The sequence below is a fragment of the Streptomyces sp. F001 genome (assembly GCF_004187715.1).
Lineage (GTDB): Bacteria > Actinomycetota > Actinomycetes > Streptomycetales > Streptomycetaceae > Streptomyces > Streptomyces flavusporus.
In genome coordinates, this window is the sequence record NZ_QZWF01000004.1 from 370815 (window position 1) to 389447 (window position 18633).

General features: G+C 69.5%; 17 protein-coding genes and 2 pseudogenes. 3 read left to right on the plus strand and 16 right to left on the minus strand.

Annotated features, from left to right (window positions below):
* Positions 1 to 15: 15 nt before the first annotated feature.
* On the minus strand, positions 16 to 1812 hold the full coding sequence (locus tag StrepF001_RS18930; RefSeq protein WP_129799418.1) for a serine/threonine protein kinase: 1797 nt from the start codon (positions 1810 to 1812) through the stop codon (positions 16 to 18).
* Between the two features lie 170 nt (positions 1813 to 1982).
* Between StrepF001_RS18930 and StrepF001_RS18935 the strand changes: the two genes are divergently transcribed.
* Positions 1983 to 2582, plus strand: coding sequence for a TetR/AcrR family transcriptional regulator (locus tag StrepF001_RS18935; RefSeq protein ID WP_129799419.1), 600 nt, complete (start codon positions 1983 to 1985; stop codon positions 2580 to 2582).
* Here the strand turns inward: StrepF001_RS18935 and StrepF001_RS18940 are convergent.
* A complete protein-coding gene (locus StrepF001_RS18940; RefSeq protein WP_165396313.1) occupies positions 2563 to 2763 on the minus strand; it encodes a DUF397 domain-containing protein in 201 nt (66 codons plus the stop codon). The two genes, StrepF001_RS18935 and StrepF001_RS18940, sit on opposite strands and share 20 nt — an antisense overlap.
* Between StrepF001_RS18940 and StrepF001_RS18945 the strand changes: the two genes are divergently transcribed.
* Positions 2762 to 3211 carry a nucleoside deaminase gene (locus StrepF001_RS18945; RefSeq protein WP_129799420.1) on the plus strand — a complete coding sequence of 150 codons (450 nt, stop codon included), beginning with the start codon at positions 2762 to 2764 and terminating at the stop codon, positions 3209 to 3211. The two genes, StrepF001_RS18940 and StrepF001_RS18945, sit on opposite strands and share 2 nt — an antisense overlap.
* A gap of 96 nt (positions 3212 to 3307) precedes the next feature.
* Here the strand turns inward: StrepF001_RS18945 and StrepF001_RS18950 are convergent, their stop codons facing one another.
* From StrepF001_RS18950 to hemL, 9 genes are all read right to left on the minus strand, one after another.
* Entirely contained in the window at positions 3308 to 3715 is a 408-nt protein-coding gene (locus tag StrepF001_RS18950; RefSeq protein WP_129799421.1) for an SRPBCC domain-containing protein, read from the minus strand.
* A complete protein-coding gene (locus StrepF001_RS18955) occupies positions 3712 to 5097 on the minus strand; it encodes a transposase (protein WP_240797578.1) in 1386 nt (461 codons plus the stop codon). The genes StrepF001_RS18950 and StrepF001_RS18955 overlap by 4 nt, the downstream gene beginning before the upstream one ends.
* Before the next feature lie 176 nt (positions 5098 to 5273).
* Positions 5274 to 6356, minus strand: a complete 1083-nt coding sequence (gene ccsB / locus StrepF001_RS18960) for a c-type cytochrome biogenesis protein CcsB (RefSeq protein WP_129799422.1) — start codon at positions 6354 to 6356, stop codon at positions 5274 to 5276.
* The gene (locus StrepF001_RS18965) at positions 6353 to 8083 is read right to left on the minus strand and encodes a cytochrome c biogenesis protein ResB (protein WP_129799423.1); all 1731 of its coding nucleotides are present in this window, start codon (positions 8081 to 8083) and stop codon (positions 6353 to 6355) included. The genes ccsB and StrepF001_RS18965 overlap by 4 nt, the downstream gene beginning before the upstream one ends.
* Positions 8084 to 8086: 3 nt before the next feature.
* Complete coding sequence (locus StrepF001_RS18970) at positions 8087 to 8857, minus strand: cytochrome c biogenesis protein CcdA (RefSeq protein ID WP_165396302.1); 771 nt, start codon at positions 8855 to 8857, stop codon at positions 8087 to 8089.
* Between the two features lies 1 nt (position 8858).
* Entirely contained in the window at positions 8859 to 9491 is a 633-nt protein-coding gene (locus tag StrepF001_RS18975) for a TlpA disulfide reductase family protein (RefSeq protein ID WP_129799424.1), read from the minus strand.
* Positions 9492 to 9568: 77 nt separating this feature from the next.
* A complete protein-coding gene (locus tag StrepF001_RS18980) occupies positions 9569 to 10798 on the minus strand; it encodes a hypothetical protein (RefSeq protein WP_129799425.1) in 1230 nt (409 codons plus the stop codon).
* A 496-nt stretch (positions 10799 to 11294) separates the two neighbouring features.
* Positions 11295 to 11978 carry a histidine phosphatase family protein gene (locus StrepF001_RS18985; RefSeq protein ID WP_129799426.1) on the minus strand — a complete coding sequence of 228 codons (684 nt, stop codon included), beginning with the start codon at positions 11976 to 11978 and terminating at the stop codon, positions 11295 to 11297.
* The gene (gene hemL, locus StrepF001_RS18990; RefSeq protein WP_129799427.1) at positions 11975 to 13291 is read right to left on the minus strand and encodes a glutamate-1-semialdehyde 2,1-aminomutase; all 1317 of its coding nucleotides are present in this window, start codon (positions 13289 to 13291) and stop codon (positions 11975 to 11977) included. Before hemL ends, StrepF001_RS18985 begins: the two co-directional genes overlap by 4 nt.
* 307 nt (positions 13292 to 13598) lie before the next feature.
* Between hemL and StrepF001_RS19000 the strand changes: the two genes are divergently transcribed.
* The gene (locus StrepF001_RS19000; RefSeq protein WP_206306890.1) at positions 13599 to 14255 is read left to right on the plus strand and encodes a hypothetical protein; all 657 of its coding nucleotides are present in this window, start codon (positions 13599 to 13601) and stop codon (positions 14253 to 14255) included.
* Between the two features lie 310 nt (positions 14256 to 14565).
* Here the strand turns inward: StrepF001_RS19000 and StrepF001_RS19005 are convergent, their stop codons facing one another.
* The 5 genes and pseudogenes from StrepF001_RS19005 to StrepF001_RS19025 form a co-directional block, all read right to left on the minus strand.
* Positions 14566 to 15042 carry an NUDIX hydrolase gene (locus StrepF001_RS19005; RefSeq protein ID WP_129799429.1) on the minus strand — a complete coding sequence of 159 codons (477 nt, stop codon included), beginning with the start codon at positions 15040 to 15042 and terminating at the stop codon, positions 14566 to 14568.
* A 123-nt stretch (positions 15043 to 15165) separates the two neighbouring features.
* A complete protein-coding gene (locus StrepF001_RS45675) occupies positions 15166 to 15318 on the minus strand; it encodes a hypothetical protein (RefSeq protein WP_165396294.1) in 153 nt (50 codons plus the stop codon).
* Positions 15319 to 16278: 960 nt separating this feature from the next.
* Positions 16279 to 16731, minus strand: a complete 453-nt coding sequence (locus StrepF001_RS19010) for a pyridoxamine 5'-phosphate oxidase family protein (protein ID WP_129799430.1) — start codon at positions 16729 to 16731, stop codon at positions 16279 to 16281.
* Positions 16728 to 16880, minus strand: a pseudogene (locus StrepF001_RS19015) (VOC family protein); the annotation flags it as partial. The pseudogene StrepF001_RS19015 and the gene StrepF001_RS19010, both read right to left, overlap by 4 nt.
* Positions 16881 to 17237: 357 nt before the next feature.
* Positions 17238 to 18631: pseudogene (locus StrepF001_RS19025) on the minus strand (HAMP domain-containing sensor histidine kinase); the annotation flags it as partial.
* Positions 18632 to 18633 lie beyond the last annotated feature (2 nt).

Here is an 18633-nt window from a genome sequence, read left to right on the forward strand (position 1 = left end):
GATGCAGGGACAGGGCTACAACTTCGTCCAGCGCTGCGAGACCTTCCCCGACTCGCAGGTCGCGGCGCTGGGCCAGCCGGCGGACTCGTCGAGGCACAGGCTGTTGTACGTGCTCTGCAGGGTGCCGCCGGAGCCGGTGCGCCAGGACTGCTGGACGCTGCCGTCGCATGTGCCCGTGCTGGTGACGTTGCCGACACTGGCGGTCAGGCACTGACCGCTGTACTCGTTGACCAGCTGGTAGGCGCCGCCAGACCCGTTCTTGTACGCCCACGACATCGCCGGGCTGTCCGAGCAGCCTCCGAACCTCACGCCGTAGGTGCCCTGACTCCCGTCCAGGCAACGGCCGTTGTAGGCGTTCTTGAGCTGGAAGTAGCCGGTGGGGGCTGCTGCGCCCGCGCCCGAGTCGGCGGCGCCGTCGGTGTCTCGGCCGGAGGTGCCCGAGCCTGCGGAACCGTCGTTTCCGCCCGAGCCACTGCCTGCGGCTGCGTCGCCGGAGTCGTCCTGCACGCCTTCCCCTCGGGCTCCGCTGTCCGCGGCCTGCGATGCGGCCGGGGGCGGGGAGTTCGATGGCCTTGCTGTGTTCGAGGGCCTCGGATCCGAGGAGGGCGACGAGGACGGCGTGGAGGTGAGGGAGGCTGGGACGGAGGCGGACGGCTTGGCGCGGGCCCCGTCCGGTGGCGGGGAGGTGCTCGGCAGGAGCTGGATGGCGAGGGTCGTGCCCGTGACGACGACCACGACGGGGACGACGGCGAAAAGAACGCGGGTCCGGCGACGGTCGGGCCGCTCCGGGCGCTCTGGAGGCTCTGGGGACTCCGGGCGGGACGAGGACGGTTTCGGTTCGGCCTCCGGGTCCGGAACGGTGTCCGGAACACTCTCCGGAATCGTGGGAATCGCCGGAATCGTCTCGGAGAACGCGGCCCGCTCAGCCAGCCGCTCGGTGACGGCCTCCGGCCACAGCGGTTCGGTGAACGGCCCGTGCTGTTCGGCGAGTTCGACGAGTTCAGCCGCCGTGGGGCGGCCCTCGGGATTCTTGTCGAGGCAGGCCTCCACGGTCTCGACGAGGTCCGGGCAGCGGTCCCGCAGCGGCCCGAGGTCCGGCTCCTCGTGCACGATCCGGTACAGCACGCCGTGACCCGACTCGTCACCGAAGGGCGGACGGCCGCACGCCGCGTACGCCAGCACCGAGCCGAGCGCGAACACGTCGACGGCCGGAGTCAACCGGCCTCCCCCCGAGGCCTGTTCGGGAGACATGTAGGCGGGCGTGCCCACGACCATGCCGGTCCGGGTGAGCTGACTCTGCTCGGCCGCGCGCGCAACACCGAAGTCGATGAGGGTGAGGCCGTCGAGCGTCAGCATGACGTTGGACGGCTTGACGTCCCGGTGCACCATCTCCAGAGCGTGCACCGCCGCCAGCCCCGCGGCAGCCTCCCGCAACAGCAGCCACAGCGCCTCGGCGGGCAGGGGTCCCCCGTGCACCTCGACGGCCTCACGCAGGGTGAGCCCTGGGACGTATGCGGTGGCGAACCACGGTGGGCGTGCGGTGCGATCGCTGGCGAGCAGCGGGGCGGTGGCGCGCTCGGGCAGCCGCGAGAGGTTGTCCAGCTCGTGCCCGAAGCGGCGCAGGAAGGCCGGGTCCTCGCCGACGACGGAGGGCAGCAGCTGCTTGACGGCGGCGTACCGCCCCTCGTACACGCCGAGAAACACCCGTCCCATGCCGCCGGATCCGAGCCGTCCGGCCAGCGGGATCGGCCCGATCCGCCGCGGATCGTCGTCCTCCAGCGGCTCGGCCCCACTGCCGTTGAGGTTCAACACGCGCCAACGCCCCCCGAGGTCCCCGTTCAGTGGCACCCGAACCCACGTCCATCCCTCCCCCGACGGGCGGACGCAAGTCCGGGCACGGGCACAAGTGTGGGGCAAAGGACAGCAGAGTTGGAGGGTTTTTCTAGAAAATCACTCTAGAAACCTGCCGTACAATTTTCTTCATGAGCCCCAAGCAGCACCGCGGCGAGGTCACCACCGACCTTCTCCTGAACGCCGCGCTGCGCGTGTACGCCGAGTCGGGCGAGCAGGGCCTGACGGTCAGCGCCGTCACCAAGGCCAGCGGGGTCAGCCTGGGCAGCCTCTACCACCACTTCGGCAGCATCGACGGCCTCGTCAACGCCCTGCTGATGTGCTGGCTGGAACGGCTGCTGGGCGAGATGGTCACCGCCGTGAAACGTTCCCGCAGCGCCCGGACCGGTGTCCGCGCCATCGTGAAGGCCTACCTGGACTTCATCCAGGAGCACCCGGAAGCGGGCATGCTGCTGCACTCCTCCCGCGCCGACCGCCTCGGAATGACGCAGGCCAGACAACTCCGCGACGCCCAGGAGGCCAGGCTGTCGCCGCTGTCGGACTGGATCAACCTGTACGTCGAGAAGGGCGAGATCGCGCCCCTGCCGCCAGCACTGATCGAGAGCCTCGTCCTCGGCCCCGTCATCGGCACCGCCCGCCGCTGGCTGGCCGTCGGCGACGTCGACCTCGACGAGGCGGCGCGTGTCCTGCCGGAACGGATCTGGCGGTCGATCAGCGCAGGGTCGCAGTGAATGCGGACCACGCCTCGCGGCGGACGACGAGGACGGGGCCGTCAGGGTTCTTGCTGTCCCGGAGGGGGACGACGGCGGGGGCAGTGGTGCTGGAACGCCAGTAACACCACCGCCGTTGAGGCAGTGACCGTCGGCTCGGGCACGTTGCCCCGGTCCCTGCGCGCCAGCAGAGTGGACGTATGGATCAGGCACAGTCCCGCGCGTGGCTCGCCACCGCCGTCGCCGAGGCCCGTGCCGGGCTGGCGGAGGGCGGCATCCCGATCGGCGCCGCACTGTACGGCTCCGACGGCACCCTGCTCGGCCGCGGCCGCAACCGGCGCGTCCAGGACGACGATCCCTCGATGCACGCGGAGACGGCCGCGTTCCGCAGCGCCGGGCGGCAGCGCTCCTATCGCGGTACGACGATGGTGACGACGCTCTCGCCGTGCTGGTACTGCTCCGGACTGGTCCGGCAGTTCGGCATCTCGCGGGTGGTGATCGGCGAGGCCGTCACCTTTCACGGCGGGCACGACTGGCTGGCGGAGCACGGCGTGGAGATCGTCCTGGTCGACGATCCCGAGTGCGTGGCGATGATGCGTGCCTTCATCGCCACGCACTCGGCTCTGTGGAACGAGGACATCGGTGCGTGAGCCACGTAACCGTTCCTGACCGGACGGAGCGGGAGTGAGCCCGCTCTGCCGCACGCCCCGCGGCGTACGAGCCCGTGGAGGTGAGCCGTAGGCCTGCTACGGGGCGCCGGCCTCCAGGAATGCGATCAGACGTTCGAACCGGGCGCGCCAGCGTGGCTCCGATTCCTGCTCGCCCTCGAACTCGTGGGTGAACCGCAGGGCGCTGCCCTCGTCCCCGTCGCGCTCCAGGTGAAAGCGGATCCGGCCGCCGTCCTGCACCGTGTACTCGGCGACCCGGTCCACGTCCCAGGCGGTCACGTGCCCGGAGCCGACGTCACGCAGGGTGACCGCGCCGCCGAGGCGGGGTTCGAGCACGTCGGCCGGGGTGAACCAGGCCGCGAGCCCGTCTCCGGTGGTCAGGGCGGGCCAGACCGTCTCCATGGGCCGGGGAAGCCGCACCAGGAAGTGCAGGAGGTGCGTGTTCCCGTGGGTCTGGCTGATGCCCTGCTCGATGGAACCGGTCATGGCACCAGCGTGACGCGGGCTCCGGATTCCCGCATCGTGTGCGATTGCGGCAATGAGGAAGCCGGAAGGCGTGGTTTTGGAGTGCTCTCCGATACAGGCATCGAAGATTTCCGTCTGGCTTGCGCCGACGGATTTGACGTGCATGCGCGCCTGACGACTGCCCTCCCGGCAGCCGGGACGAGCGCGTGGCCCATCCGGTACAGGTGCAAGATGTTCCGCGCTGCGTTGTGGTCGGCGTTGCCCACCCAGCCGCAGAGGGGGTTCTTGCACACGAACATGGCCTGGGACTCTCGGCTGCCCGAGGTGGTCAAGCCACACATCGAGCAGCGCCGAGAAGTGCCACGGGAAGGAACCTTGTACAGAGACCCGCCGTAGCGTGCGGACTTGTAGGCCAACATCGTCACGGTCCGGCCCCAAGCCTCCTGTCCAATGCTCCGGTTGAGGCTGGACTTTCGGGCGACGTTCTTCCCTGGGGTTTCCACCGTCCCCTTGGCGCTCTTGACCATGTTCGGGATGGCCAGGTCTTCCACCACGATCACGCCGTACGTGCGAGCAATCTGCGTGGTGGTCTGGTGCTGCCAGTCGAGCGCCCGGCGCTTGGCTCTTGCGCGGATCACTGCGATCTGGTCGTAGGTGGCCCGCAATCGGTTGGAGACGGGCTCGCCCCGTTTACGGAAGCTCTCTTTACACGCGGCGCGCTGCTCTAGAAGGAGCAGCGTCGCCTGCTCCTTGTCAGTCAGCCACTCACGGTGAGTCCTGGTCTCCCCGTCCGAGAGGGCCAGGGGCACTGCGACACCAAGGTCGATGCCCACCTCTGGGCCCGCATGGGGCTCGACCTTGGACTCAACGGTCTGAACGCGGAAGACGATGTGCCAGCCGAGGGAGTCCTTGACCAATCTGGCCCCAGTGATCCGGTTGTCGGCGTGGGCCTGCTTGCCAATGGGAAGGTCTTTGGTCCAGCGGAACCGCACTCGACCGGCCTTCGGGATGTTCACCAGACCCCAGCGACGATGCACGCGCTCGACCTGGAGGTCACGGCCCTGCGGAATGTCGACGGACATCACGGAACGGCAGCGCGCTTTGAATTTTGGCGCGTCCGCTCGCCCCTCCCAGCAGTTCTTCCACGCTTGGACATACGCTTTCAGGACCGTCTGGGCAGCCTGGGCCGGAAGGACCGCAAGCCAGTCGATCTCTTTGCGGGCTAGGCGGATCGCGGCATCTGCCGCTTCGAGGGTCCGCTTGTCCCTCGGCAGCATCTCCCACCATTCATGCAGCAGGTTCCACAGTGCACGCGTGGCGTGAGCCTGGGCGTCAAGCCGGGCTTCCAATCCTGATGACACCGTGAGACGGGCCCGATGCCCGCGGTACTGCCGCTCCGCCATACCCGCCCCTCCAAGCTCCGTTGATCAGATCAACGACATCAGATGGAATGGGTTACGCATTCGATGGACGAACCGGCGAGCCACATTATTTGGCAGGCCCAGCTCATCCCAATACACCGGAGGCCGGTTCCCGTCACCTGGATGATGGGAACCGGCCTCCGCCGGAAGGCAGTTACTTACACGCCGGCGTACGAGTGCTTGCCGGAGACGAAGAGGTTCACGCCGTAGTAGTTGAACAGCCAGCAGCCGAAGGCGATCAGGGCGAGGTAGGCGGCCTTGCGGCCCTTCCAGCCGGCCGTGGCGCGGGCGTGCAGGTAGCAGGCATAGGCGACCCAGGTGATGAACGACCAGGTCTCCTTGGGGTCCCAGCCCCAGTAGCGGCCCCACGCGTCGCCGGCCCAGATGGCGCCCGCGATGATCGTGAACGTCCACAGCGGGAAGACGGCCGCGTTGACGCGGTAGGAGAACTTGTCGAGCGAGGCCGCGGCGGGCATCCGCTCCAGCACGGAGGTCGCGAAGCGGCCGGGCTTGCCGCCGCCGGCGAGCTTGTTCTCGTAGGAGTCGCGGAACAGGTACAGCAGCGTGGAGACGGCGCCGACGTAGAAGACCGCGCCGCAGAAGATCGCCGTGGAGACGTGGATGTACAGCCAGTACGAGTGGAGGGCGGGAACCAACTGGTCGCTGGCGGTGTACAAGACAGTGACGGCCAGGCCGAGATCGAGGAGGACCGTGGTGACCAGGGGAAGGCCGAGCCAGCGGACGTTCTTCTTCAGTGCGAGGAGTGAGAGGTACACGCCTACGGCGACGGTGGAGAAGGTGATGTTGAACTCGTACATGTTGCCCCACGGCGCCCGCTGCACCGAGAGCGCACGGCAGAGCACACCGCCGGCCGCGAGGAGGAAGGCGAGCACGGTGAGGGACACGGCGATACGCCCGTAGAGGTCGCCCTGCGCGTCCCCGCCGTGTGCTCCGGGTCCGTCCGGTACGTCACGGTTGCCGGCCGCGGCCCGGACGACGACCTTCGGCCGCTCCAGAACGGCGGTCCCGCCGGCCTTGCGCACGGTCACGGCCGGGGCGTCGGCCGTGGTGCCGGTCTTGGCGGTGAGCGCGGCGGCGGTGCGGCCGACCTTGCTGCGGCTGCCGAAGAGCCATTCGGCGATGTAGGCGAAGAAGGCCAGGGTGTAGATGGCCATCGCGGAGTAGATCAGCGTGTTGCTGAGGTCCGCGAGATTCTCGTTGGTCGCGGCGGCGAGCGTCACTGCTTCTCAGCCCCTTCGGCAGGAACAGCGGAGTCGGTTGGGTGGGGTTCGTGATCGGGGTCGGGTGCGCCAGGTGCCTTCTCGTACAGGAGCTCGGCGAGGTCGCCCAGTTCCTCCGGTACCTTTGCGGACTCGCTGCGGCCGAGGCCGGCCATCTCCACGACGGTGACTCCGTCGGCTCCCCGCACCGCCCGCACCCACACACGACGGCGCTGGACGAACAGGGAGGCGGCGAGGCCGAGGATCGCGGCGATCGCTCCGGCGAGCGCCCAGCCGCTGCCGGGCTGCCGGGCGACCTGGAAGCCGGCCCACTCCTGGATGCCCTCGAAGGTGACCGAGCCGGCGCCGTTCGGGAGCGTCATGGTCTCGCCGACGGCCAGCCGCTTCTTGAACAGCTCGCCCTTGGAGTCCTTGAACTCCTTCAGGTGGCTCTTGTCCAGCTGGTACACACTCTGCGGGATGCCCGAGTCGACGCCCAGGTCGCCGTGGTACGCCGACAGCGCGAGCCGTGGGTTCAGCACCGCGGGGAACTGGGACAGCATCGTGCCGTGGCCCTCGCCGGCGAAGGTCGGCACGAAGAAGGCGTTGAAGCCGAGCTGTTCCTTCTCGCCCTTGGCGTTGCGGTAGCCGTCCATGACCTTGATCGCACCGGAGGAGGTGACATTGGCGTCGAGCGGCAGCAGCGCCACGGCCTCCTTGTTCATCACGACGTTGCCCTTGGCGTCCCGGACGGTGACGATGGGCGCGTAGCCGTGGCTGACGAGGTAGACCTTCGAGGTGCCGATCTCCAGCGGCTCGTTGACCTTGATGGTGGTCTGTTGCTCCTTGCCGTAGGCGCCGACGCTGTAGGTGACGTTCGCCTGGTAGGTGCGCGGGGTGCCGCGGTTGGGGCCGGAGACCTCGTAGGTGCCCTGGAAGTCCTGCAGGTTGAAGCTGAACGCGTCCAGGTCGTCCTGGGTGAAGAGGCTGCCGGATTTGAAGTCGTCGTACTGGGTGAGGGTGTTGGCGAAGCCGTCGCCCTCGAGGATCAGCTTGTTGCCCTCGGACTTGAACAGCTGGCCCCAGCCGAAGGCGATCAGCATCACGATCAACGCGATGTGGAAGGCGAGGTTGCCGACCTCGCGCAGATAGCCCTTCTCGGCGGCGACCGCTTCACCGGTGGCGTGGGCACGGAAGTGGCGCTTCTTCAGCAGGGCCAGCGCGGCCTCACGGACCTGCTCGGGTTCGGCCTCGCTGCGCCAGGTCGTGTAGGCCGGGAGCCGGGTGAGGCGCTTGGGCGCGGCCGGCGGGCGGCCGCGCAGCTGGCCGACGAACTGCCAGGTGCGCGGGACGATACAACCGATGAGGGAGATGAACAGCAGGATGTAGATCGCGGAGAACCACACCGAGCTGTAGACGTGGAAGAGGCCGAGCTTGTCGTAGATCGGCGCGAGGGTTTCGTGCCGGTCGCGGAAGTCGGCGACCGCGGTGGCGTCGCTACCGGTCTGCGGGATCAGCGAGCCGGGGATCGCGGCCAGCGACAGCAGCAGGAGCAGCAGCAGCGCGACCCGCATGGAGGTGAGCTGCCGCCAGAACCAGCGGGCCCAGCCGATGACACCGAGGGAGGGCAGGTTGGGCGCCTCCTCGCGGGGCGCGGTGGACAGCTGGGAGCCGGCCGCGCTCAGGTCCTGGTCCTCGCCGGGGGCAGGGGTCTGTCCGGTGGGCGCGCTGGTTGTCGTCTTGCTCATCGATCAGATCCCCACAGTGAAGCCGTTGGACCAGGTCTGCATCTCCTGCACCAGGCTGTCCCACGCGCCGGTCAGCAGCAGCACACCGGTCGCGATCATCATGGTCCCGCCGATGCGCATCACCCAGACATAGTGGCGCTTGACCCAGCCGAAGGCACCGAGGGCCTTGCGGAAGGCGACGGCGGCGAGGATGAAGGGGAGGCCGAGACCTAGGCAGTAGGCGATGGTGAGTATTGCGCCGCGGCCCGCGCTGGCCTCGTTGATCGCGAGAGCCTGCACCGAGGCGAGGGTCGGGCCGATGCAAGGCGTCCAGCCGATCCCGAACAGCGCGCCCAGCAGCGGGGCACCGACGAGCCCGGCCGTCGGACGGGTGTGGAACCGGAACTCGCGCTGGGTGAGCCAGGGCATCAGCCCCATGAAGAACACACCCATGAGGATCATGAGCGCACCAAGCACCTTGGACAAGGTGGACTGGTGTTCCTGAAGGGTCTGGCCGAAGAACCCGAACAGCGCACCGCCCGAGACGAACACAGCGGTGAAGCCGAGCACGAACAGCGAGGCACCGATGGCCATCCGGCCACGCCGGGCCTCCGCCAGATCCGTACCGCCGACTCCGGTGACGTAGGACAGATAACCGGGCACGAGCGGCAGGACGCACGGCGAGAAGAAGGAGACGAGGCCGCCGAGCAGAGCGATCGGAATCGCGAGCATCAGAGCACCGCTGAAGACGGTCTCGTTCTGCCCGACGGCGGCGAGCACGGACACTCCGGTCACGTCACTTCTCCGCAAGGACCGGGGCGAGCATGTCGCGCAGCTTGTCCTCGCTGAGCGCCTGGAGCGTGCGGGCGGCGACCTTCCCGTCCCGGTCGATGACGAGCGTGGACGGGATGGCCTGCGGGTTGAGGGTGCCCTTCTCGAAGCGGAGCATCAGCTTGCCCGTCGGGTCGTACAGGCTCGGGTAGGTGACCCCGTACTCCTTCTCGAAGGCGAGCGCCGGACCGGTGCTGGTGTCACGGGTGTTGATGCCGACGAACTCGACGCCCTGGTCCTTGGTGTCCTCGTAGACCGTCTCGAGGTTCTTCGCCTCGGCGCGGCAGGGCGAGCACCACGAGCCCCAGACGTTCAGGACGACGATCTTGCCCTTGTAGTCGGCGATGTCGAGCTGCTTGCCGTCGACGGTCTCGCCGGACAGGTCGGGTACGGCGGTCCGGTCGCCCTTCTCGACGGTGTCGATGCCGTCGGAGCCCGCGACGAAGTTGGTGTCACCGCCGCCCCCGGAGGTGCCTCCGGAGCTGCATGCGGTGAGGGCGAGTGCCGCGGCGGCGGCCCCGGCCGTGAGCAGGGCGGCGCGGCGACGGGTGCGGCGTGCGGTGTTCGAGCGCAGGGGGGCGCGGCTGGCGGCACTCATGTGAAAAGTTTCGCATGTCCGTTCCGGGGATCTTGCGCACCCCCCTTGCGGACGTGAACCCGCATCTCAGGACCACTTCAGAGCCGCTTCCACCCTTCGGCGGGCGCCTGCCCGACCTCGAGGGTCCGCAGCTTGTCGAGCACTTCCGGCTTCTGTACGTCCAGCCAGTCCACGAACTGCCGGAAGGACACCAGTCGTACGTCCCCGCCCTTCTCCTTCTCCCGCGCGATGTGCTTCAGCGCCTCCTCCACGGCGTCCATGTAGATGCCGCCGTTCCACTGCTCGAAGTGGTTGCCGACGAAGAAGGGAGCACGGTTTGTCTGGTATGCCCGCTTGAATCCGGATATGTAAGCCTGCGCCGACTGCTCCCGCCAGCCCGGGTAGTTGTGGGAGGGGGCGTTGGTGGAGTTGACCGACTGGTTGGCGAGCATGTTGTAGTCCATCGAGAGGACCTCGAAACTGCGTCCGGGGAAAGGTATCTGCTGGAGCGGAAGGTCCCATATGCCCTGCTTCTTGCTGGGCCAGACCTGAAGGCCGCCCGGCGCGGAGGCGTCATAACGCCAGCCCAGTTCACGGGCGGTGGGCAGCAGGTTGTCCTGGCCCAGCAGACAGGGCGTGCGGCCGCCGACGAGTTCCTTGTCGTAGTCGAAGGGCAGGGCGGGCAGATCGGTCCACCCCGTGTTGGTCCGCCACTCCTTCACGAAGGACTTCGCCTGATCGATCTCGCTGCGCCACTGCTGGGGCGTCCAGTTGCCGACCGAGCCGGACCCGGCGCAGAAGTGGCCGTTGAAGTGGGTGCCGATCTCATGGCCCTCCAGCCACGCCCGGCGGATGTTCTTCAGCGTGTCCTTGATGTGCGCGTCGGTGAGATAGCCGATGTCGGAGGCGCCGCGCTGGTTGTTCGGCGGGTCGTAGAGCCGCTTCTTCGACTCGGGCAGCAGATACAGCCCGGAGAGGAAGAAGGTCATGTGGGCGCCGTGGTCGCGCGCGAGGTCCAGGAAGCGCGGGAAGAGCCCGTTGCCGACCTCGCCGGCCCCGTCCCAGGAGAAGACGACGAACTGCGGCGGGGTCTGCCCCGGCTCCAACGGTTCGGGCTCGGCGGGCTGGTGGGGCTGCTTGCCGGTGAAGGCGGTGGAGCCGTCACCGAGGGGGCGGTCGGGACGAGGGGTGGGACTGCCCTTGGTGGCGGAACCTCCGGCATGGGCCGGCCCGTCTGAGGAGGTGAGGGTGCCGCACCCCGCGAGTCCGACGGCGGCCGCGGCCCCCGCGCCGAGCCCGATCGCTCCCCGTCGACTGATGTGACGCATGCCGTCCCCGTCCGTTGCGCTCTCTGGTGGTCACCCAGTCAGAGGGCGTGACGGACGGGGAGGTTCCGGCTGATTGCCAGCGTTTCGGAATGAATGCAACAACAGTGCAACAGCGCCCCATAAGGGGCGCGGGGCTGCATCGATATGCGGCTCCTCCCCCACTCTCGGCTTCGCTCGCGCGGGGGGGGGACCCCATGAGCGGGGGGACCCCCATGAGCGGGGGACCCCCATGAGCGGGGGACCCCCATGAGCGGGGGGACCCCCATGAGCGGGGGACCCCATGAGCGGGGGGACCCCCATGAGCGGGGGACCCCCATGAGCGGGGGACCCCCATGAGCGGGGGGACCCCCATGAGCGGGGGACCCCCATGAGCGGGGGGACCCCCATGAGCGGGGGGACCCCCATGAGCGGGGGGACCCCCACCGTGGGCGCGGACAACCCCCACCGGCCGGCAGCCGAAGAACCATCTGGAAAGTCCCACCAACCCGGCGGAGCGCTACGCCCCGAAGGCCTTGTCCTTCCCCTTCACCGGCTTGGCGCCCGCCAGCAGATGGGCGGGCACGAGGTCGCGGGCCGGCTCGGTGTAGCCGATGGACACGATCCGGTCGCCGTCGTAGGTGAAGGACGTCAGGGACGCGAGCGTGCACTGCCGGCGGCGCGGGTCGTGCCACAGCCGGCGCCGCTCGACGTACGACCGCACGATCCAGATCGGCAGCTGATGGCTCACCAGCACCGCCTCGTGCCCGCGCGCCACGTCCTTCGCCGCGTCCAGCGCCCCCATCATGCGGATGACCTGCTCGAGGTACGGCTCACCCCACGACGGCCGGAACGGGTTGACCAGGTGCTTCCAGTTGCCGGGCCGCCGCAGCGCGCCGTCGCCGACGCCGAACGTCTTGCCCTGGAAGACGTTGTCGGCCTCGATCAGCCGTGCGTCGGTCGCCAGGTCCAGGCCGTGCGCCTTGGCGATCGGGGTCGCCGTCTCCTGCGCCCGCTCCAGCGGGGAGGCGGCGACGTAGGTGACGTCGCGGGAGGCGAGGTGCTCGGCGACCCGGTCGGCCATCTGCCGGCCGAGCTCGGACAGGTGGTAGCCGGGCAGCCGGCCGTACAGGATCCCGTCCGGGTTGGCGACCTCGCCGTGCCGCATGACGTGGACGACGGTGATGTCACGGGTCTGGCTCATGCGGTCGCCTCCGCTGCCGCGCGGGCCGCCGCCGGAAGGGCGTCGGCGATCCGCTGGACGGCCTGCTCGTCGTGCGCGGTGGACACGAACCAGGACTCGAAGGACGACGGCGGCAGATAGATCCCGTTCGCCAGCATCGAGTGGAAGAACGCGTTGAAGCGGAACGACTCCTGCGCCCTGGCGTCCTCGTAGTCGCGCACCGGGCGGTCGGTGAAGAAGACGGAGAACATGTTGGAGGCGTTCTGCAGCGTGTGCGCCACGCCCTCCTTGCTCAGCGCCTCCGAGACCAGCGCCTGGATCTGCTGCGACACGGCGTTGATCTTGGCGTACGCGGCGTCGTCGAGCAGCCGCAGCTGGGCGAGCCCGGCGGCGGTGGCGACGGGGTTCCCGGAGAGGGTGCCGGCCTGGTAGACGGGCCCGGCCGGCGCGAGGTGCGCCATGACGTCACCGCGCCCCCCGAAGGCGGCTGCGGGGAACCCACCGCCCATCACCTTGCCGAAGGTCATCAGGTCGGGCACCACACCGTCGACGCCGAACCACCCGGCGCGGCTGGTGCGGAAGCCGGTCATGACCTCGTCGGAGATGAACAGCGCACCGTTGGTCCGGCACGCGTCCTTGAGTCCCTGGTTGAACCCGGGCAGCGGCGGTACGACGCCCATGTTGCCCGGCGAGGCCTCCGTGATGACACAGGCGATCTCGCCCGGGTGGGCGTGGAAGGCGGCGTGCACGGCCTCGAGGTCGTTGTACGGCAGGACGATGGTGTCGCCGGCCTGGGCGCCCGTGACGCCGGGCGTGTCGGGCAGCGCGAAGGTCGCGACACCGGAGCCCGCGGAGGCGAGCAGGGCGTCGACGTGGCCGTGGTAGCACCCGGCGAACTTGATCACCTTGGCCCGCCCGGTGAACCCACGGGCGAGCCGGATGGCGGACATGGTCGCCTCGGTCCCGCTGGACACCAGCCGCACCTGCTCGACCGGCGCGACCCGCTCGACGATCTCCTCGGCGAGCGCGACCTCGCCCTCACCGGGCGTACCGAAGGACGTACCGCGCGCGACCGCCTCCTGCACGGCGGCGATCACCTCGGGGTGGGAGTGCCCGAGGATCATCGGCCCCCACGAACACACCAGGTCGACGTAGTCCCGGCCGTCCGCGTCCGTCAGATACGGGCCCCTGCCGGACACCATGAACCGGGGCGTACCGCCCACCGCGCGGAAGGCCCGCACGGGCGAGTTCACGCCGCCGGGTGTGACGGCGGCCGCACGGTCGAACAGAGCCTGCGACGCAGGCGCTTCGTATGAATAAGGCAGTTCGCTCATGACCTGCGAGTTCTCCGACTTCTCGGACTCCGGTTGCCAGTGACCTCCTCAGGGTAGGCCAGCGGGGCCGGGCGGCAGGGGGCCGCCAAACCGGTGATCGATCCCACTCCCGTCTGCGAAACTGTGAGCCGATACTGGGACCTGTACGTACAGCTCATGCGGAGTATGGCGTTCAGGGGCTGCAAAGATCCTGCGGACAGGTGTTTCAACGCACGTTTCGGCGCGCGACCGTGGGGGAGGTCACTGACACGATGATCGGGTTGCGCAGCGGGCGCCACGCGTCCTAGAAAAGCAGTCGGGTGGAGATATGCATCGCGGTGGCGGACTGGGCGAAGGGACTGATGACCTGGGTCCTCGACGTGCCCGGCGGGGGAGGCACCGGCGCGACGCGGAGGAAGCCGCCGAAGCACGTCAGGCACAAACACAGGGTGTACCGAGTGAGCTCGAACCGATCGACCGGCGGATCGACCGAGGGGTCGACCGCCAGGTGGATCGCCTCCGGGCGGGGAGCAGGAATGGTGGTCGGGTGGGGGTGACGTACAAGTACTTCGGCGCGCCGGACGGTGCGACCGCGGCCCGCGTCCCGATCTCGATGCGCCCCGAGGAACTCGGCGGCGACGAACTCGGCATGAACGGCATGTTCACCAAGATCAAGCCGGAGACGATGGCCGCGATGGTCCTCACCGGCATCGAGGGTGTCCCCCTGCACAAGGTGCCGCCGCTGGAGCTGGTGGTCCTGCATCCCGACTACGCGGTCGTCAAGCTCCCGATGACGGTCGTGGATCCGCTGCGGGGCATCGGCGAGGAGGCGGTGGGCGCAGCGGCCTTCATCTGGTCGACGGTGCCGGACCGGGGTGGGCCGCGGGATGCGTTCAACGTGTACCAGTTGCTCCACGAGTGGCAGGACTTCAGCCATCGGTTGCATGAGGCGGGGCATCAGCCGTATTGCCTGGTGTGGCCCTGAGCTGGGGTTTCGGTGGGTTCGGGCGGGGTTTTCGTATCCCGCCCTTGTTGGTGCCCGGGCCGGGCGTAGGCCCGGGCATTGCGGGGATGCCAGCGCGCGTATTCGATGAGCACGGCCCGCAGCTCTTCGGTGTCGAGTTCACGCGCGTGGGCGCAGAATCGGTGCTGCCCGTGAGTGATCCGGGCTTCACCCGCTGCCGACCGGGCCTGCGTGTCGCCCAGTGCCACTGGGCGTGACAGGCCGAGGGCAGGGGAAGCGGGAGCCTGTCCGGACCCGCTCGTGTCGCGACCTCGCCCCCGACCATGGGCAGCTACATCCGCTCGTAGTCGTCCAGGACCGCCGGCCCGGCGTTCCCCCGGCCGGACCAGGCGGCGATGGCCTGCTTGTAGCCGTCCGGCATGTTCAGCTCCGGCACCTCGTCCGCGGTGAACATGCCCAGCTGCTTGTGTTCGTGGCTGACGACCGGAGGCCGTTCGGGAGTCAGCACGGTGCAGCCGTAGGTCACGATCAGTACGCGCCGTCCCGGGATCGGCTGGTAGATCCACACACCGCCGTCGATGACCGGACCAGCCTGGACATCCCAGCCCGTCTCTTCCTGGATCTCGCGCTCCAGAGCCGCCTCGGGACTGGCGTCCGGCAGTCGTACCCCGTCGTCGGTGCCGATTTCCAGGCGACCTCCGGGCAGCTCCCACTCATCGCGCTCGTTCCGCAGCAGCAGCACACGATCACGCGCGTCGAGCGCAACGCCTTTCACGGAGACGGGCCAGAGCGGCGGCGTGTACGTCATGACGTCTTCGTCCTGCGGTGTGCGAGCCGGGCCTTCGGAACGCAGCACGCTCCCATCAACCCACCACCTCATCGACCGATTTGTCCGACATCGATTGCATCAGGCTGTGCCGGGAATGGCCGATCAGGCGGCCGGGTGCGGTTCCCGTGTCGTCAGTCTGCGGGCGAGCAGGCCGAGCAGTACGGCGTTGAACAGCCCGGACAGAGCCGTACCGGCGGAAAAGAGCAACGGGCTCAGCCAGGCGAGCGAAGAGTCCCACGCGGGTGACACCGCCATCAACCGGATCCGTACCCGTACGTACTTCCACGACGTACCAGTCCGTTCCGGGTCACGCGATGTGACACTTTCCGGGAAAGTGTCACACTCCGCAGACCCAGCACCCTGGCCGCAGCGGATTCCCCCACAGCAGCCGGTCCGGGACGCAGCCCGGGACCGCGGCGACGCCCTTGCACCCGCCCGGCCCGAACCATCGCCGACATCTCAACCGGCGTCTTCCGTCCCTCCTCCGTGCGAGACTCAACAAGAAGCCGAAGCCGACGAGCGGGCAGCCGTCATCCTCGCCTCCCTGCGCATCGTCGATTCCCGGCTGATCCTGTCGCAGCGGGAGGTGGCGGAGCTGGCTTCCGCCGTCACACGCTGGCTCACCTCGGGTGTGAGCCCCGCGCAGATCACCGAAGCACTCACCACCCGGCTACCGGCCCGCCTTCTGTCAGCCCGGTCGGCATCCTGACCTACCGCCTCAACGATCCGCCACCGGCCGCGCCCGCTCCGGCTGCCTCCCCGCCCGACCGCCCGCCCTGCCTTGGCAGACCTGCGACGGCTGCGAACGCGCCTTCCGCGCGGCGGAACCCGCCCTCTGCCGGGACTGCTTACTCGACGCCAACCCGCAGGCCGCATGATGAGCCGCTGCGCCGCATCCCGTCGTGCGTGTCTTCACCGTCCGCGGATGGGAGTCGATATGTGCGACTACGCGGACCGCGCGCGAGGGAGGTGGATCAGGTCGACCGGTTCGCGGCCGGGCTTCTGACGCCCGCCGAAACGTCCGCCCACCCCTTGAGATTCCTTCGTCCACGCTCTCTTTCTGGCTGCCGGCGAGACGGTCGAAGAGATCGCCTACGAGTACGACATGACCCCCGAGCAGGTCGACTCCCTCTGTCACACCGTGGTGCGCCTTGCCGTCTGAGTTCTTCCGGGACGCGGCGCCCGAGATTTCGAGAAACCGTCCTGAATTCCGCGTCAGACCAACCAGCAGCCATCGCGCATCAGCTCACGGTCGGGCATCTCGTTCACCTCACGCCAGGCCTGGATGCGGCGTGGGGTGATACGGAACCAGCGGTACGGCGTGGCCGGCGTACGCGGGTCGAAGCCGGTGCGTGCGGTGAAGCGGTTCCCGCGCTCCTGCGGCACCGCGTCGATCTCGAGGACCTCGACGTCGCCGTCGATCATGGATACGTCGCGGGTGTGGCCGAGCCCCAGCCGAGCGACCCGGGTGGTGGCCAGGTTCCTGCCGGTCGGGCTGTCCGCCGAAGTGGCCACCAGCATCGCCTCGCCGTCCCAGTCGAAGGACAGCGGCACCAGGTACGGTGCGCCGTCCGCCGAGGCACTGGCCACCCAGACATCGACGTCGTGGGTGAGCCGGTGCTCGGTGTCGCGGCGGCGCTGAGCGCGGGAGCGGGGTTCGGCGCTCATCGGTCCTGAAGCAGGCCGAGGACGTTGCCGTCGGGGTCGGTGACGGTGGCCACCAGGCGGCCGCCACCGACGTCGTGCGCGGGCTCCTGCACGGTGGCGCCCGCGGCGGTCACCTCGGCCAGCTTCGCCTCGATGTCCGGCACGTGCCAGGGTCGCCGGAAACCCGGTCGCGACCGCCCAGCTGGACCGGGCGCAGGCTCTGCTCGAGGGCGACCTGCCGCGGCTGCTCGCCGTCGCGGCGGCGTTCGACGCGGCTGGCTGCCGCTACCAGTCGGCGCGCACGCTGCTGCTCGCCGGGGGCGAGCATGCCGCCGTCGGCACAGCCGCCCTCGCCGACCTCGGCTTCGCGCCCATGGCCGTCGGGTAGCCGCGTGCCACCGCGTCCTGCACGGCCCTGAGCTGCGGCGGAACCATGAGCGAGGACGACGGGGGCGCGCGCCGGGTTGACTGCCTGGTGATCCGCACGCCACCAGGTCACCTGACGCCGCCCGCGCCTCATCCCCCACCACCGTGAACCCGATCACCGACCCCCCCCCTTCCCGCCGATGCGCGAACGGTGCTCCCCGTGCGCCAGCGCCACCTCGCGGACGATGGACAGGCCGAGTCCGGAACCCGGCAGGGAGCGGGCGTCGGCAGCGCGGTAGAAACGGTCGAAGACGCGGACGAGGTCGGCGTCCCCGATGCCGGGGCCGCGGTCGAGGACCTCGACGCGGATCGTGCCCGGCCGGGCGGGACCGGCGACGACGATCTCGATGGGCGAGGTACCGTCGCGGTCGAACTTCGCGGCGTTCTCGACGAGGTTGGAGATCGCCCGGGTGAGCATGCCCGGCCGGCCCTCCGTGGTCGTGTCGCCGCACACGCGGACCACGATCCGATGTCCGGTACGGCGCCGGGTCAGGCCCGCGACATCCTCGGCGAGGTCGGCGAGGTCGACCCGCTGCAGGGGCTCGGTGTCCGACTGCCCGGCCGCGAGATCCACCAACTCGTTGACCAGATCGGTCAGTTCACGCGCCTCCTGGCCGAGGTCGGCGACCAGTTCGTCCCGAGAGGCGGGCGGCAGCTCGTCGATGCGGCGCAGCAGGGAGATGTTCGTGCGCAGCGACGTCAGCGGCGTACGGAGTTCATGGCCCGCGTCCTGGACCAGGCGGCGCTGGTCCTCCTCGGACTGGGCGAGGCGGCCGAGCATCCGGTCGAAGGCACGGCCGAGCCGGCCCACCTCGTCGCCGCCCGTGACGGGTACGTCGATACCGAGCCGCCGGGTGCGGGCGACGGCCTCCGCGGCCGAGGTGAGAATCACCAGCCGGCGCGTGATGTGCCGCGCCAGCCACCAGCCGAACAGGCCCGCTCCGGTCACCACCGCCGCCATCAGCAGCAGCGTCCGCTGCTGGAGCGCCCGCAGCAGATCCTCGGTGTCGCTGAACTCCTGCGCCACCTGCACCGCGCCCCGCTCGCCGCCCAGCGCGACGGTGGCGACACGGTAGACGTCGTCGCCGACGTCGACGTCCCGGTGCTCGACCAGCCGCCCGGCGGTGCCGGCGGTGGCGACCTCGCGGTCGGCGTCGGTGACCGGCAGCCCGGGGTCACCCTTGTCGACGACGCTGCCGTCCGGGCCGAGCACCTGAACGTCGGTGCGGGCGGGGCGGACGAAGTCGTGTCCCGGCGCGGAGGAGAAGTCCACCGGATCCATCCGGCGCCGGCTCACCTCGGCCTGAAGGTCCTGCACGACCTCGTCGAACACGGTCTGCTGGTCGACGCGGACAAGCCGGGCGGCGGCGCCGTAGGAGAGGATGCCGACGAGGACGGTGACGGCGGCGGTGATGGCCGCGAACGACACCGCGAACGTGGTCCGCAGCGACGCCAGACGCGGCCACCGCACGGCCGGAGACCACGACGGGCGCACCG

What these genes read in the sequence shown, in the direction of transcription:
- StrepF001_RS18935 (WP_129799419.1), top strand. Translation starts at nt 1,983, where the DNA reads ATGAGCCCCAAGCAGCACCGCGGCGAGGTCACCACCGACCTTCTCCTG.
- StrepF001_RS18945 (WP_129799420.1), top strand. Translation starts at nt 2,762, where the DNA reads ATGGATCAGGCACAGTCCCGCGCGTGGCTCGCCACCGCCGTCGCCGAG.
- StrepF001_RS18950 (WP_129799421.1), bottom strand. Translation starts at nt 3,715, where the DNA reads ATGACCGGTTCCATCGAGCAGGGCATCAGCCAGACCCACGGGAACACG.
- StrepF001_RS18955 (WP_240797578.1), bottom strand. Translation starts at nt 5,097, where the DNA reads ATGGCGGAGCGGCAGTACCGCGGGCATCGGGCCCGTCTCACGGTGTCA.
- StrepF001_RS18965 (WP_129799423.1), bottom strand. Translation starts at nt 8,083, where the DNA reads ATGAGCAAGACGACAACCAGCGCGCCCACCGGACAGACCCCTGCCCCC.
- StrepF001_RS18975 (WP_129799424.1), bottom strand. Translation starts at nt 9,491, where the DNA reads ATGAGTGCCGCCAGCCGCGCCCCCCTGCGCTCGAACACCGCACGCCGC.
- StrepF001_RS18980 (WP_129799425.1), bottom strand. Translation starts at nt 10,798, where the DNA reads ATGCGTCACATCAGTCGACGGGGAGCGATCGGGCTCGGCGCGGGGGCC.
- StrepF001_RS18985 (WP_129799426.1), bottom strand. Translation starts at nt 11,978, where the DNA reads ATGAGCCAGACCCGTGACATCACCGTCGTCCACGTCATGCGGCACGGC.
- hemL (WP_129799427.1), bottom strand. Translation starts at nt 13,291, where the DNA reads ATGAGCGAACTGCCTTATTCATACGAAGCGCCTGCGTCGCAGGCTCTG.
- StrepF001_RS19000 (WP_206306890.1), top strand. Translation starts at nt 13,599, where the DNA reads ATGCATCGCGGTGGCGGACTGGGCGAAGGGACTGATGACCTGGGTCCT.
- StrepF001_RS19005 (WP_129799429.1), bottom strand. Translation starts at nt 15,042, where the DNA reads ATGACGTACACGCCGCCGCTCTGGCCCGTCTCCGTGAAAGGCGTTGCG.
- StrepF001_RS45675 (WP_165396294.1), bottom strand. Translation starts at nt 15,318, where the DNA reads ATGGCGGTGTCACCCGCGTGGGACTCTTCGCTCGCCTGGCTGAGCCCG.
- StrepF001_RS19010 (WP_129799430.1), bottom strand. Translation starts at nt 16,731, where the DNA reads ATGAGCGCCGAACCCCGCTCCCGCGCTCAGCGCCGCCGCGACACCGAG.